The organism is Cyanobium sp. Cruz CV13-4-11, from assembly GCF_024346055.1.
Lineage (GTDB): Bacteria > Cyanobacteriota > Cyanobacteriia > PCC-6307 > Cyanobiaceae > Cyanobium.
On the sequence record NZ_JAGQCH010000006.1, the window covers coordinates 115,160 to 129,074 of the forward strand.

The following is a 13,915-nucleotide window of genomic DNA, read 5'->3' on the forward strand; positions in this document are numbered from 1 at the left end:
GTTTCAGGGAACCAGCAGTTCTTCGTAGCCACCGGTATTGATCAAGGCAATCGTGGCCTGGGCGCGTTCTGTGACCTGTCGAATCCTGAGCCAGCTGGTGGTGCTGCAGCCGTGCTTCTGGCGGCATGCTCCAGCACCAACCGTGCCTGCTCCCGGGTGACCCCGGGGAAGATCTCGACGAACTCCGCCAGGGAGACTCCATCCTCCAGATTTTCAAACAGGGCGGCGACCGGAATGCGGGTGTTGCGAAACACCCAGGCGCCGCTAAGCCTAAGGGGGTCTTGCTCCACGGCCGAACAGCCCGTCCAACCGAGACCTGGTTGTGATCGCATCGGCAGGCCAACCACATGGGACCCAACCAGCGTTAAGAGTCCGGCCCCAAGGGTTGTCCGCCACCATCTCCAGCTGAAGGGTTTGTGCATAGCCGGTGCTGAGGGATCGCTGCTCAAATCCCTGCAGGGCAATGGGTGGGCCCTGTTGCGGCGCTGGTGGTTCAGAGGATTGCCCTACCGGTGGCAAGTCGGCGAATCAACACTGCTCAGAGGCCCTCCAAGTAGGACGCCACCGTCTGGATCAGGAGACCTCCAGTGCGTTGAGGTTGGTTCATGAAAGGGCCGAAATCGCGCAGATCGCCGGTAAGCAGCACATCGGCTCTGCAGGCCTGAGCAGCGCGATAGATCGGGTGATCTTTCTCAGCAAGGGAAGCAGGGCAGGCAATGGTGATGTCATCCGCCACGATAGTCAGGTGCGCCAGCATGGTTTCGAAAGGTTCGAGAGCCTTCGGGAATTTCCGCGCGAGGTTGCGCCGTGCCTCCTCTCCGGCATAGGCACTGGTGGCCAACTCCACCAGACGGTGCTGGCCGAGGCTGATGATCAGCGCCGCCTTTCCCTGGGGATTGTGGGCAGCGGTGAACAACACATTCGCGTCTAAAAACAGCCTGGTCATCCCTGCGGAAGAGCATCAGTGCTGGAGCAGGCGCTGAAGGATGTCCTGGCGTTCTGCGGTTGAAAGCACATCGGCGCGATCCCATTGAGCGATCTGAGCATCGCTGTAGTGAGCCACTTCCAGCACAGCAGCAGGCTTGAGTCGCAGCTCGCCTTCGCACTCCTCCACGATCACAGCGCCCCCGGGTGCGATGCCAAGGTGCCGCCGCATGCCAGCAGGCAGGGTGATCTGGCCACGCCGCGACACGGTCAGAACCTCGCGAAGTGGCTCCTCGCGTGACCCATCGGCAAGGGGATTGCCCATCGCAACCAGCAGAATTTCTGAAATTCATCCTAGTGCCACCGGCTGGATGCGCACAGCCGTCATTTGGGGTGCGTGGATGCAGCTGGCGGCGGCAGGCCCGGACGCAGGGGATCAGCAGCCAGACGAGCAGCGCTGAATCACTTCACCGGTCGTGATACCGGCAAGCGAGGATCACCAGGTCCTTGCCCTCCAGCCGGTAGACGAGACGATGCTCCTGATCGATCCGGCGCGACCAGCACCCGGCGAGGTTTTCACGCAAAGGTTCCGGCTTGCCGATGCCCGCAAAGGGATCGCGCAAAGCGACCTGGATCAGTTGGTTGATCCGCCGCAGTTGTTGGCGGTCGTGACCCTGCCATTGAAGGTAGTCGTCCCATGCCGCCGGCGTCCAAGCCAGCCGCTCAGCTTCCGGCACCAGCCTGGCCCGGCTCGATCAGGGCATGCTCAAGCCATTCACCGCGCTCGGCCTGCTCCAACGAGCGCTGCAGATGGGCGGCATTCGCGGGAGAACGGAGCAGATGCACGGTTTCGATGAGGCTGTTGTAGGTGGCGAGCGACATCAGCACTGCACCCTGGGCATGGCGGCGGGTGATGAGAGTCACATCGGCGTCAGCCTCGACGCGATCGAGGACGGCCTTGAAACTCTCGCGGGCTTCCGAAAAACTCACCACCTGCATCGGAGTCGTCCAACTCGACGTACAACAGTATGGGGCCGCGCCGGTGGCACTGGAGGCGCGCCAGATCTCCACGGCACGCTGCTCAGGGATCTGCAGCCAGCCACAGCATGCTCATGCATCCAGCAGGTTTTCGAGGCATTCTCCACCAGGGAATCGGACGATCCCGAAGTCGCGTCGATTGAGGGTGGCGATTCGCCGCAGCCCCTGCTCCTGGGTCACCCAGAGCAGCGAAGCGTCGGCTAGATCGATCGGCAAATCGCCGCATTGCCGCATCCAGCCCGCCATCACCGCCAGGGTGAGGTGGGTGCTGCAAGGTCAGCGGAACCCCACCGAGGCCTGCCACACGAAGGCCAGCGGCAGGAAGAAGAGGGGGATGATCGGCAGGATGTCCACCGACGGGCCGAAGGCCTGGTAGGCCTCGGGCAGCTGGACCAGCGGGGTGCTGTGGGAAGCGAGACCGGCCAGCAGGAGGTGCGCCATGGGGAGTTGGGGCCGATCGGAGTGCAGGAGGCCTGTGGGTTGAGGGATGCCAGCGGCTGCGGTTAGCTCCGCCAGGTGTTGCGGGCTGCCTGGAAGGTTCCAGGCTCCGGCGGATGGGCCACCAGGCCTGCGGCGCAATCGCTAACGGGCTTGCAGCACCTGGCGCAGTGCTTGGGAACGGTGCGGCCGCTAAAGCGTGAGGGGCTCAGCCGGCGTTGCGGCTCAGCCAGGCGTTGAGGTCCTCGTGCCCCTGGAAGTCGAGAAGGGCTACTAACAGGGTCTCAAGCGCACTAAGGGAGAGCGCTTGGATGCGGGCCTGTTGGTTGGGGGTCAGAGAGCCGCAGCGGTGCTCGAGCAGGCGGAGGGAGATGCCAACGGCTTCGGTCTGGCGGCCCTCCTGGCGGCCCAGCCCAAAAATCTCGCGGTAGGCCACGCTGCTGGTGAAGTCGTCGACGGTGATCCCACCCATGGCGCAGATCTCGGGAACGGTGCGGCCGCTAAAGCGTGACACCAGGATAGCGGCGATCACATCATCAATCTCGGAATCCAGCCTTGTGCCGGCAGCCTCTGTGCGGATCGCCTTGGAGCATGCGGGCAGCTGGTCTTCCGGCAGCAGCAACATCCCAAGGGCCCTCTGCAGGGGTGGCGCCGTTGGGGGTAAACGCTCGGGGAGCAATTCGATCCACACCACCCGCCGCTCCACAAACTCCCGCACCGGTGTGGGGTCGCCGAAATTGAGCTCCCGCGACGGGCAGATCACCACCACCTGCCAGTGGCGGATCGGCCGGCCCTGGCGTTGCTGCTGTTGCAGCAAACGCCCCGTTTCGGCATTCAGCCGCAGCAGGAAGTCTGGATCGGCCGCCATCTGGGCCTCCAGGATCACTACCGGCAACTCGGGCTGATCGGCGGGCGGTAGGAACAGGCCATCGAGCCGGTATTCCCTTTCCTTCAGCACCGGTGCGCTGAACACATAGCCCTCCATCCGGGGCAGGAGTTCAGCCACCAGGGGCTGGAGGCGCTCGGCGTGCTGTTGGAACAGCCAGAAGAAGAGCTTGTCGCTGGCGACCACGGGGCTGAAGTTCGGCTCTAGTTGTGATGCAGCCAGGTGCTGCCTCGGTGAAGCAACGATGTCACTCTCAGCCAGGCTTGGCTCACCACCATCAGCAGGAGATGAGCAAGAGAAGCCAGACAGTGCGGTTTGTTCGCCTTCGCGGGTGAGATCGGCCAAGTCGGCGTGGCGGCTCAGCCAGGCGCTCAGATCCTCAGGCCCCTTGAAATCGAACAAAACGTCGTGCAGGGATTCCAGAGCAGGGTGAGGGAGGGCTTCGATGCATGCTTTCAGGCAGGGAGTGATGGGTCCGCAGCAGCGCTGGAGCCAGATCTGGGCGATGACGGCGGCTTCGATTCGGCGTCCTTCCTGCCATTCCTCCTGGTAGGCGAGCCGCCGACCCTCTTGCCGGCCCAGCCCAAAGATCTCGCGGTAGGCCACGCTGCTTGTGAAGTCGTCGACGGTGAGGCCACCCATGGCGCAGATCTCAGGAATGGTGCGGCCGCTGAAGCGTGAGGGGTTCAGCCGGCGTGGCGGCTGAGCCAAGCGTTTAGGTCGTCAGGCCCCTGGAAGTCGAGCAGGGCGTCGAGAAGAGCCTCAAGCGCGCTGAGCGGGAGGTCCTGAATGCGGGAATGTTGGCCGGGGGTCAAGGCGCCGCAGCGATGCCCAAGCAAGCGGAGGGAGATGGCAGCGGCTTCAGCTTGGCGGCCTTTTTGCTCGCCCTTTTGCTCGCCTTGCTGGTGGCCCAGCCCAAATATCTCGCGGTAGGCCACGCTGCTCGTGAAGTCGTAGGCGATGATCCCACCCATGGCGCAGATCTCAGGAACGGTGCGGCCGCTAAAGCGTGACACCAGGATAGCGGCGATCACATCGTCGATCTCGGCATCGAGGCTGGTGCCGGCAGCCTCTGTGCGGATCGCCTTGGAGCATGCGGGCAGTTGCTCTTCCGGCAGCAGCAGCATGCCAAGGGCCCTCTGCAGGGGCGGTGCCGTTGGGGGTAAGCGTTCGGGTGCCAGTTCGATCCACACCACCCGACGCTCCACAAACTCCCGCACCGGTGTGGGGTCGCCGAAATTCAGCTCCCGCGACGGGCAGATCACCACCACCTGCCAGTGGCGGATCGGCCGGCCCTGGCGTTGCTGCTGTTGCAGCAAACGCCCCGTTTCGGCGATGTCAAGATCAAGGGGATGATTCCCGCGGTTAGGCCGACCCCTGCAAATCGAACCTGGCATCGGCCAGAGTTGGCAGGTTTACACGTACTGCTTTGCAACCTGTCGCAGCCCCGCAAGGGGATTGCTGGCTGTACTGGGAATCTTGGCCTATCGCTTGCCCGACGAAGGTTGGCGCAGCGAAAGCAGGCCAGTGCTGCACGGCGCTGGCTGGCGAAGGTCCTGCGCACTAATCATGGGAACGATTTAGAGTATTGCTGTAAAGAATCGGGTAACTTTATTACTGGCTTTGCCGGAAGTGCTGGCAATTAATGAAAATCCAGCAGCCATGAGAATTGCCTGGGCAGTATTTCTGACCGCTTCCTTTAAGAAGACCTGAACGGCCTGTGATTTCTGGATCTCACTATTATATGTTGCTGCGTTGATCTGGGCAGAGATATTTTCAATAGCGCTGCTTGATCACCGGAAAAGCGGCATCAAATTTGGCGGGGAGGGCTGGAGGATTGGGCAGCGAGGCCACATAGGAACGCAGTTCAGGCTCAGAATTAACAGCGCTGATTCCCTTCGCAATACCCTGTAGATTGCTAACCGCAGCAACGGTGGAGATCGTTTGCTGTTTTAGAATACGTGCGCCTAGAAAATACTGGAAAGGGATGATCAGAACCAGCAATATGGCAAACAGACGGCAAAGCGACTCGCCAGGAGCTGCCAGTTTTTTAGGGTTTGATCTTCGGCAATAAGACATTGGGCAAAGACAATCATCGTGAGACCAACCAGAAGGGCAAAGCTGGAATTGAGAAGCGCCCCAATCAAGCTGAGTTGCCATTCAGATGTCGCTAGCTTTAGCGGAAAAGAGTTGAAGATGACAACATTAAGCGTAGAGCCAATGATTATCCAGCCTAGCAATGCCAAGATGAAAGATAATTCTACTGGCAACCTGTGCTGAAAGGAATTTGGCTCGCTTACCGATTCCATTTCTTCAATGAAGCCATCGTGGTCGAGGGCCATGCGCACAAAGTAAAATTTTACTACAATAATCTATCACATCATCGTTGACCTGCAGCATAGCGATGCTGAATGGAGCAGAACTTCACAAGAAAGTGGCAGGAAATGGCGGCCGAGGCCTTCCAGAGGTAGGCAGACAGTCTGCGTTGCTGCTAGTGGGCAGTAAAAATCCCACTGAAGGAAGGATTGCTGGATAGAGATCGCAGCGGTCAACATTCGATTCAAAAAGAAAGCTTGGTGCGCCGCCGCTGCTTGCCGGAAAAGCTAAAGGTTGAACCTGCGCCGATATGCGGAAGGGGTCCAGGAACAAGGGTTGACCTAATCCTTAGGTTTGAGCTTCCTTGCAAACTTGCAGGTGCTCGTAGTGGCAAGCCTGGCACCCCTACCCCAATTCCCCAGCTCAGTCAGCGGCTCGTTCTGCGGCGGCAGGTCCAGCGGGATGGGCCCCGCCGAGGGCATCCACCAGCCGCGCCACCTGCACGATCGGCCCCACATCGTGCACCCGCAGGATCGAAGCCCCCGCAGCGATCGCCTGGCCGCAGACCGCCGCGGTGCCCCAGAGCCTGGCGCGGGGCCTTGGTTCGTTGAGCACCGCGCCGATGAACCGCTTGCGCGAGGGGCCCACCAGCAGGGGGAAGCCCTCCGCGCACAGATCAGCCAGGCCCCGCAGCAGGGCCAGGTTTTGCTCGGTGGTCTTGGCGAAACCCAGCCCCGGATCCCAGATCAGCTGGGCCGCCTTCACCCCCGCCGCCAGCGCCTGCTGCGTGGCGGCCAGCAGCTCGGAGCGCACCTCGGCTACCACGTCGTCGTACACCGCCAGATCATCCATGGTCTGGCTGTCGCCGCGGCTGTGCATCAGCACATAGGGGCAGCCGGCGCGGGCGATCAGCGGCAACATCTGCGGATCGCGCAGGCTGGTGTCGCCATCCCGATTGGCACCGCGCACGTCATTGATCCAGTCCGCCCCTGCCGCCAGGGCGGCTTCGGCTACGGACGCCTCGAAGGTGTCCACCGACATCAGGCAGCCAGGGTGGGCGGCCCGCAGCTCCTGCATGGCTGCCAGCACCGGATACAGCCGCTCCAACTCCAGGCCCGGCCCGACGATCTCGGCTCCGGGCCGGGTGCTCTGGCCGCCGAGATCGAGTAGATCGGCCCCCTGGGCCAGCATCCGCTTCGCCGCCTTCAGTGCCGCCGGCACGCTGTTCAGCCGGCCGCCATCGCTGAAGGAATCGGGGCTGAGATTGAGCACCCCCATCACCAGGGTGCGCTCACCCCATCGGGGCAGGCCCGGGTTGGGGCTTGGTCGGGCATCAGGTCGCCGGCCTCAGGCCCTGACCGGCACCTGGTAGTTGGCGATGCGGGCAAAGCTGATCGGATCGAGCGAGGCACCCCCCACCAGCCGCCGTCGATCAGGAACCAGCCGGCCGGAGAGGCACGCCGCTGCACCACCTCCGCCCGGATGTCCCGGATGACCACCTTGCCGTCGCCGCTGCTGCGCAGCTCGAGACGGAGATGGCGCGGCGAGGCAGGGATCCAGCAGCGACCCCTGGCCAAGTTCCGCCTGGGTGAGCTCGGCCGGGGTGCGTCCGGTGCTGGCGGGCACCAGGGCGAAAGGGAGCAGGGGGCTGGCGGGGTCGGAACCGTGCTCCATGGCTCTGCAGGGTCAGCCTTCAGGATGGATCGGCCAAGGATGGCCTGGAAGGGACGGTTTCGATCACGGCGGGCAAAAAAAAGGGGGCCGAAGCCCCCGGAATCACCCCGCAGGGGTGAGTGAATGGATCGGGATCACTTGCCGATCTTGGCCACTTCGGCGCGAGCTTGCTTCAGAACGGTACCGGTCAGGGGGACGAAATCGAGCTGCTTGGCGATTCCCTGGCCCTTGGGCGAGAGACCCCAGGTCAGGAACTGACGGAGGGTAGCTGCCTTGTCGCCGTTGCCCCGCTGGTAGGCAAGGATCCAGGTGAAGGTGGCGATCGGGAAGGCGTTGGCGCCGGCCGGGTTGCAATCCTCACCACCGAGGCGGGCATTCAGCTTGACGCTGTTCAGAGCGGCGGCGCCGGTGACATCGTTGGCGAGAACAAATTTGCCAGCTTTGTTCTGAACAGCCGCAGGGGTGATCTTGCCCTTCACGAAGGCCTGGTTGAGGTACCCGATCGAACCGGGGGTGTTCATGATCAGGCCCGCCACGCCCTCATTGCCCTTGCCGCCGACGCCCACGGGCCACTTGACGGCCTTGGAGGTTCCCACTTTGGATTTCCACTCCGGCGAGAAGCAGGAGAGGGAGTTGGTGAAGGCGGCCGTGGTGCCGGAGCCATCCGAGCGGTGGGCCACGGCGATCGGTCCCTTGCCACATTTCAGTTGCTCCCAAGTCTTGATCTTGCCGAGGAAGATGTCGGCGAGCTGAGCCTGGGTGAGCTTGAGGTTCTTGCAGCTGGGGTTGTTGTAGGCGGGGGTGACGGTGCCCCCCATCATCGGAATCTGCAGGGCTCCACGCTGGGCGGTCACGCCCTTGGTGAATTCTCCTTTGGATTCGCTGAGCTCCTCATCGGTCGCTCCAAAATCGACGCTACCGGCATGGAACTGGCGAACACCGGCGCCGGAGCCCACCGACTGGTAGTTCACCTGCCTCTTGGTTTCCTTGGCGAACTCCACGGACCAGCGCTGGTAGGCCGGAGCGGGAAAGCTGGCGCCGGCTCCACTGATGGAGTTGCTCTGGGCGATCACCGGAACGGCCAGTCCAGCGCTGACAGCACCGGCAGCGGAGAGAATCAGGGCCTTCTTCGCGAAGGTCATCAGAAATGCCAATTGTGGAGCACGTTATGAATAGCAACCCCCTCCGCTCATTCGCGTTATGAGCAGGTTAACGGGTCGTCAAGGATTGCTCTGGACTGGGCCCTTGATGCGCCTGGCTGGGCAACCTGCACCTGGACGTGGCTGTTGCCATCACTCCCAGCAGGCGCTCGGGGCCCTGTTGGCGCCGCAGCTGCTGGCGAACCGCCAAGGGATCCGCGCCTCTGCTGATTCCAGATGGGCTCCCGTAGCCAATGTCACATCAGATTGTCTGGATCAGACGCTGGCACCATCCGGCCCTGGCTATGGATAGGTGTGCGATCCCCGCCGTCCCCGTGAAAGAGCTCACCAGCGCCATCAACCAACACCTGGCCGCTGAGTTCCAGGCCGGCCACACCTATCTGGCCATGTCGATCTGGCTGCGCGAGAAGGATCTGGCCGGTTTCTCCACCTACATGCACGACAAGAGCCAGGAGGAGCGCGACCACGCGGCCCGCATGATCACCTACCTGGTGGACAGTGACGAACAGGTGGAATTGCCCACCATCGAGGCGCCGGAACGCAGTTGGCCGTCGGTGCAGACCCTGTTTGACCAGGTCTATGACATGGAAAAGGGGGTCACCGCCTCGATCAACCGGCTCTACGCCATGGCCGAAACCGTTGGCGAACGCAGTGCCACGGCCATGCTCGATTGGTTCGTGGCCGAGCAGCTCCAGGAGGAGGCCGAAGCCCGCTTCGTTCGCAAGCGCCTGCGCCTGGCTGGCGATAACAGCGCCGCCCTGCTGCTGCTTGACCAGCAGTTCCTCGAAGGGACAGCCCTGACCCACGTCAAGGGTGGTCTCAGCGGCACCAGGGGGGCCTGAAGCGTCGATGCCGCCATCCCTCTCCCTGTCCTGCCACGGCCCCCAGCTGAACGCCTCCCAGGTGCAGGGTGGCCAGAGCCACGGCCCGGGCTTTCAGCTGGCTCTGGTGGGGATGCCCAACACCGGTAAGTCGACGCTCTTCAACCGGCTCACCGGCGGTAACGCGCAGATTGCCAACTGGCCTGGCCTGACGGTCGAACTGCAACGGGGTCCCCTGCCGGATGACGGTCACGGCAGCACCTACGAGCTGGTGGACCTGCCGGGGATCCACGACCTGAGCGGCAGCAGTGAGGACGAGGCCGTGGTGCAGCGCTTCCTGCGCGACACTCCGCCCGATCTGGTGATCCTGGTGCTGAATGCCAGCCAGATCAGCGGCCAGCTAAGGCTGTTGCTGCAGTTGCGCCAGCTCGGCCTGCCGCTGCTGGCGGCACTCAACATGAGCGATGAGGCCGGGCGATTCGGCATCGCCATCGACCATCAGGGGCTGTCCGGTGCCCTCGGCCTGCCGGTGCTGCCGGTGAGCGCCAAGCGGAACCAGGGAATCGCCGAACTGCTCGACCAGTTGCACCAATGGGGGGAGGCACCCGGGCGTGCCGACACGGCGCTCGGTGGACTCCCCCAGCCGCCGGTTCCCGCCTCGGATGGGTGGCAGCAGGAGCTGGTGGACCGCTTTGTGACCATGCCGGAGGGGTTGCACAACCACCGCTCCCGCGTGGTGGATCGTCTGCTTCTCCATCCGTTGCTTGGGGTGGGGATCTTCCTGGTGATGGTGCTGGCGGTGTTCCAGCTGCTGTATGCCGTGACAACGCCCCTGCAGGATCTTCTGGGCTCCGTTCTCGACTGGATTCAGACGAGCTGGCTGGTGCCGGCTCTGCAGAGCCTGGGCTGTCCGGACGGGCTGCAGCACTTCCTGGTGGATGGCCTGTGGCTGGGCGTCGGCACGGTGGCCACGTTCCTGCCCCTGATCTTCGTGTTCTACGTGCTGATTGGCAGCATCGAGGACTCGGGTTATCTGCCGCGGGCCGCCTTCCTGATGGATGGCTTCATGCACTGGCTGGGGCTGGATGGCCGGGCCTTCGTGCTGCAGGTGATGGGCTTCGGCTGCAATGTGCCCTCAATCATGGGAACCCGGGTCATTCGGGATCGGGGCATGCGTCTGCTGGCCATGCTCTGCATTCCCTTTGCTCTCTGTCAGGCCAGGTTGACCGTGTTCATCTTCATGGCCGGGGTGTTCTTTCCCAGGCCCTGGTGGGCGCCAGGACTGGTGCTGTTCGGCTTCTATGTGATGAGTTTTGCGGCCGCCGTGATCACGGGTCTGGTGTTCAAGCGGGTCTACTCCAGTGATGGGGCGTTCGTGCTGGAACTTCCGCCTTACCGGGCCCCCAGCCTGACCACCATCCTGCGCCGTGGCTGGACGTCGATGCTGAATTTCATGGTCACCACCCGGGTGTTCATCATCGTGGGAGCGGCGGCCATCTGGTTGCTCACCAACCTGCCCCCGGGGGCAACGGAGGCCTCCGGCAGCTCACTGGCGGCGGGGATCGGCCGGATCTTCCAGCCGCTGCTGGGGCCGATCGGCATGAACCCTGAGCTCACCGTGTCCCTGTTTTTCGGCTTCATTGCCAAGGAAATCCTGCTGGGGGCGATGGCGGTGATCTACGGCACCACCGCCTCCGGCCTCGGAGGGGCTCTCCACACCGCCATCACGCCGCTGCAGTCGCTCAGCTTCATGACCTTCGTGCTTCTGTACACCCCGTGCCTGGGAACGGTGGCGGCCCAGATCCAGGAGTCCAGGAGTCGCGCCTTCGCCTTGCTGTCCCTCGGCTGGTCCTTGACGCTCGCCTGGGCGATGGCCTTTGTCGTGTACCAGGGGGGTGGCTGGATCCTGTCCCTGCGCTGAGCCGCTATCCCCTTCCTCTCCGCCGGCGCTGCTCAGCCGGGGGGGATCAGGGTCACCTGCATGTCGGCGGCCTGGGCGCCGCGCAGCATGAATTCCGTCAGGCCACTGGCCAGGTGCAGCAGGCCGCCGGGTTGAGCGCGGCGCAGCACCTCGATCTCCACCCCCGGCCTGACCCCCAAGGCCAGCAGACGCCGTTGCAGCTCCGGATGGAGGGGCAGACAGTTGACCCAAACTCTGGCACCTTCAGGAACCTGACTGAGAGGCATCAAAGCCGTGGTCTCCAATCCAGCAATCTAGGCCGCATTCACGCGAGTTCCGATCGGTGGACTCCCTGCTGCCCGGGGCGTTCTTGCCGTCGGAGATTCAGCGTGATGTCCAAACGGATCATTCCTGAAGGTCCGCCACCCCCAGGCCGCAGCCCCGGCAGGGTCGCATCGGATAGGTGTTGAAGGGGAAGCGGGGGGGCTGGAAGGGCTCGATGCCCCGGCGCCGGTCGAAGCGCACCATGCCGACACTGCCGCTGTGGGCCACCACCAGCGCCGTGCGCCCCAGCCGGCGCTGGCTGCGGGCCCAGCTGCCGGTGTTGTAGTAGGTGATGTGGCACGGGCCCCGGTCGTCACCGGAGGGTTCCGGCAGGGCCAGGGGCGTGGCTTCGGGGATGTGGGTGTGGCCGTTGATCAGCCCGTCAAAGGCCTGCGGACCCCGTCCCTCCCGCTGCAGGTGCTGGACAATCCCTCGCTTGATCAGCCGGTCGTGCCCCGTGCGGCTCTTGAGGGCGCTCTCGAGCACGAAGGCCAGGGAGAAACCGCCGGAGGAGTTGAGGCCACGGCTGATCGGGATCGGCCATTCCCGGTGGCTGGCCAGCAGATCGACGGCGCTCTGAAGGATTCCCTCCGCGTTCCAGCCGGTCGGCAGTGGCCCGTTGGCCGGCCGTGTGAACGGGGACAGCAGGCCATTGATGCCGGCGCTGTAGTGCTCCTGCAGCCGGGCGAGCCCCTCGGCCGCACCGGCGTGGAAGCGGATCAGCCGGTCGTACTCGTCGCCGTGGCGCACCAGCAGCCTCTGGCCGGAGGGCGTGCGGTACACATCCTGACGACGGATGGCGAAGCCGGGCCGCTCCAGACCGGCGTGGCGGCGCAGGTAGGCATCGTGGTTGCCGGGGATGTAGGTGATCGTCACCCCGTCCCGGTGCAGGGCCTGGAACCGTTCCAGCACGCGCCGGTGCGAGGCCCGCAGCAGCTGGGCCTTGAGCAGGGTCTCACTGGTGAGGGGATCCCCATCCTCCCGGGCCAGGAGGGAATCGATCAGGTCGGTGAGAAAGTCGGCATCGACGTTGGCGTTGAAGCGAATCGCCTGCAGATCGATGATGTCGCCGACGAGAAACAGCTGCCTGGGCCGGATGCACCCCAGGAACGCCGCCAGGTGGCTGGCTTCGCACTGATTGGAGCCCAGATGCAGATCCGAGATGAACAGGGCGTCGCAGCTGAGCACAACCTTCCGGCAGGTGGATCGGCGCCCGGAGACGGGTCGCGCTCAGGCCTTTGGCTCCGCCATGGTGACACGATCCCGGCGTGGATCACGGCGTCGTCAGCCTCAGAAATGCAGGTCGAATCCCGTGATCTGGGCATCGTTGAAGCACTGGCCGTCGCCTCGCCCGCGTCCGTTGTCTGCCGCACCAGCCCTGGTAAGCGGCAATACCGCCCCATGGTCAGCCGGCCTGTTGCCAGAGCCGCAGCAGCTCTTCCCGTTCCTGGGGCGAGGGGGGCGGCAGGCGCTTCACGCCGCTGGCGGCCGGGCTGCCGCCGCCGCCGTCGGCGCCGCGGAACCCCAGGCGCCTGAGCACAGCCTGACCGTCCCGGGAGAGCAGAAAGGCGACGAAATGCTCGCCGTCCTGGGGCCCGCCGACCGCTTCCCCCCGCAGCACGGCCGCCGCCAGCACCGTCTCGATGGTGGGATCCGGAACCAGGAGCACATAGCCCCCTGGCCGTTGGCGGCCGGCCTCCTGCTGCCGCGTCAGGGCCGAGGCCTCGTAGACCAGGGCCAGGTCGCCCTCGTTGGGGCCGCCGCTGATGAATTCCTGCAGCAAGATGTCGGTGGAGCGGGCCGGCCGGTAGACGGCGCGGCGCAGGGCGGCGGCACAGTCGGATCCGTTCTGGCCCCGGCACCACAGGGCCAGGGTCAGCTGGCCGGAATTGGAGCGCATCGGATCGGTGCTGCGCAGGTCGACGCTGCCCCAGCTCGACGGGGCGCCCAGGGCCCCCCATTGGCCCGCCGCCGTGGCGCGCCTGAGCTGGGGCCAGGAGAAGCGGCCGTCAGGGAACAGCCGCCTGGCCCGCTCCGGCCAGGCCACGGCCACCAGCAGGGTGCGGGCGACGGGAACGGGGGCCTGCAGGAACGGCGCCGGCGCTCCCTGGGCCTGGAGCTCATCGGCCAACTGGTTGAGCAGGTCCCGATTGGCGGGGATCAGCACCCGGGGACGCTCGAGGCCCTCCTCCCGGGCACGGTTGACCATGTCCTGGGAGCCTTGCACCCTCCAGGTCAGGTCGATGCCGCCGTGGCGGCGCTCGAACAGGGGTTCGACGTCGACCATGGCGCCGGCCAGCTCCGATCCCACTGTCACCAGCAGCGGCCGCCGCAGCCCGGGCAGGGGCGCCGTGGCCAGGGCCAGGGAGGCGCCGGCGATCAACAGGGAAAGCAGGCGCCTGCGGTTCAGGGTCGCTTCCAAGGGGGGCGGTCC

General features: G+C 64.6%; 19 protein-coding genes. 2 read left to right on the forward strand and 17 right to left on the reverse strand.

Annotated elements, in window-relative coordinates; genetic code table 11:
- Positions 1–41 precede the first annotated feature (41 nt).
- From KBZ12_RS06610 to pstS, 14 genes are all read right to left on the reverse strand, one after another.
- Positions 42–422, reverse strand: a complete 381-nt coding sequence (locus KBZ12_RS06610; protein WP_315859418.1) for a DUF433 domain-containing protein — start codon at positions 420–422, stop codon at positions 42–44.
- A gap of 116 nt (positions 423–538) precedes the next feature.
- Positions 539–946 carry a putative toxin-antitoxin system toxin component, PIN family gene (locus tag KBZ12_RS06615; protein ID WP_254957113.1) on the reverse strand — a complete coding sequence of 136 codons (408 nt, stop codon included), beginning with the start codon at positions 944–946 and terminating at the stop codon, positions 539–541.
- 15 nt (positions 947–961) lie between these two features.
- Entirely contained in the window at positions 962–1,249 is a 288-nt protein-coding gene (locus KBZ12_RS06620) for an AbrB/MazE/SpoVT family DNA-binding domain-containing protein (protein ID WP_254957114.1), read from the reverse strand.
- A 142-nt stretch (positions 1,250–1,391) separates the two neighbouring features.
- A complete protein-coding gene (locus KBZ12_RS06625; protein ID WP_254957115.1) occupies positions 1,392–1,661 on the reverse strand; it encodes a Txe/YoeB family addiction module toxin in 270 nt (89 codons plus the stop codon).
- The gene (locus KBZ12_RS06630) at positions 1,648–1,923 is read right to left on the reverse strand and encodes a type II toxin-antitoxin system Phd/YefM family antitoxin (protein ID WP_254957116.1); all 276 of its coding nucleotides are present in this window, start codon (positions 1,921–1,923) and stop codon (positions 1,648–1,650) included. The genes KBZ12_RS06625 and KBZ12_RS06630 overlap by 14 nt, the downstream gene beginning before the upstream one ends.
- A 111-nt stretch (positions 1,924–2,034) precedes the next feature.
- Positions 2,035–2,208, reverse strand: coding sequence for a hypothetical protein (locus tag KBZ12_RS06635; RefSeq protein ID WP_254957117.1), 174 nt, complete (start codon positions 2,206–2,208; stop codon positions 2,035–2,037).
- Between the two features lie 30 nt (positions 2,209–2,238).
- Entirely contained in the window at positions 2,239–2,403 is a 165-nt protein-coding gene (locus KBZ12_RS06640; RefSeq protein ID WP_254957118.1) for a photosystem II reaction center protein K, read from the reverse strand.
- Positions 2,404–2,608: 205 nt separating this feature from the next.
- The gene (locus tag KBZ12_RS06645; RefSeq protein WP_254957119.1) at positions 2,609–3,997 is read right to left on the reverse strand and encodes a DUF2887 domain-containing protein; all 1,389 of its coding nucleotides are present in this window, start codon (positions 3,995–3,997) and stop codon (positions 2,609–2,611) included.
- Positions 3,973–4,605: a DUF4351 domain-containing protein gene (locus KBZ12_RS06650; protein WP_254957120.1), complete on the reverse strand. Its 633-nt coding sequence runs from the start codon at positions 4,603–4,605 to the stop codon at positions 3,973–3,975. The genes KBZ12_RS06645 and KBZ12_RS06650 overlap by 25 nt, the downstream gene beginning before the upstream one ends.
- Positions 4,606–5,062: 457 nt before the next feature.
- A complete protein-coding gene (locus KBZ12_RS06655; protein ID WP_254957121.1) occupies positions 5,063–5,290 on the reverse strand; it encodes a hypothetical protein in 228 nt (75 codons plus the stop codon).
- The gene (locus KBZ12_RS06660) at positions 5,278–5,628 is read right to left on the reverse strand and encodes a hypothetical protein (RefSeq protein ID WP_254957122.1); all 351 of its coding nucleotides are present in this window, start codon (positions 5,626–5,628) and stop codon (positions 5,278–5,280) included. Before KBZ12_RS06660 ends, KBZ12_RS06655 begins: the two co-directional genes overlap by 13 nt.
- Before the next feature lie 397 nt (positions 5,629–6,025).
- A complete protein-coding gene (gene folP, locus KBZ12_RS06665) occupies positions 6,026–6,880 on the reverse strand; it encodes a dihydropteroate synthase (protein WP_254957123.1) in 855 nt (284 codons plus the stop codon).
- Between the two features lie 69 nt (positions 6,881–6,949).
- Positions 6,950–7,276: a hypothetical protein gene (locus KBZ12_RS06670; protein ID WP_254957124.1), complete on the reverse strand. Its 327-nt coding sequence runs from the start codon at positions 7,274–7,276 to the stop codon at positions 6,950–6,952.
- A 134-nt stretch (positions 7,277–7,410) separates the two neighbouring features.
- A complete protein-coding gene (pstS, locus tag KBZ12_RS06675; RefSeq protein ID WP_254957125.1) occupies positions 7,411–8,418 on the reverse strand; it encodes a phosphate ABC transporter substrate-binding protein PstS in 1,008 nt (335 codons plus the stop codon).
- 332 nt (positions 8,419–8,750) lie between these two features.
- Between pstS and KBZ12_RS06680 the strand changes: the two genes are divergently transcribed.
- Both KBZ12_RS06680 and feoB read left to right on the forward strand, forming a co-directional pair.
- Positions 8,751–9,278 carry a ferritin gene (locus KBZ12_RS06680; RefSeq protein ID WP_254957126.1) on the forward strand — a complete coding sequence of 176 codons (528 nt, stop codon included), beginning with the start codon at positions 8,751–8,753 and terminating at the stop codon, positions 9,276–9,278.
- A 7-nt stretch (positions 9,279–9,285) separates the two neighbouring features.
- Positions 9,286–11,178, forward strand: a complete 1,893-nt coding sequence (gene feoB / locus KBZ12_RS06685; protein WP_254957127.1) for a ferrous iron transport protein B — start codon at positions 9,286–9,288, stop codon at positions 11,176–11,178.
- A 32-nt stretch (positions 11,179–11,210) separates the two neighbouring features.
- Here feoB and KBZ12_RS06690 read toward each other — a convergent pair whose 3' ends face one another.
- From KBZ12_RS06690 to KBZ12_RS06700, 3 genes are all read right to left on the reverse strand, one after another.
- Positions 11,211–11,444 (reverse strand): FeoA family protein, encoded by a 234-nt coding sequence (locus KBZ12_RS06690; protein WP_254957128.1) that lies wholly within the window; start codon positions 11,442–11,444, stop codon positions 11,211–11,213.
- A gap of 118 nt (positions 11,445–11,562) precedes the next feature.
- Entirely contained in the window at positions 11,563–12,669 is a 1,107-nt protein-coding gene (locus KBZ12_RS06695; RefSeq protein ID WP_254957129.1) for a UDP-2,3-diacylglucosamine diphosphatase, read from the reverse strand.
- Positions 12,670–12,886: 217 nt separating this feature from the next.
- Entirely contained in the window at positions 12,887–13,903 is a 1,017-nt protein-coding gene (locus tag KBZ12_RS06700) for a substrate-binding domain-containing protein (RefSeq protein WP_254957130.1), read from the reverse strand.
- Positions 13,904–13,915: the final 12 nt, after the last annotated feature.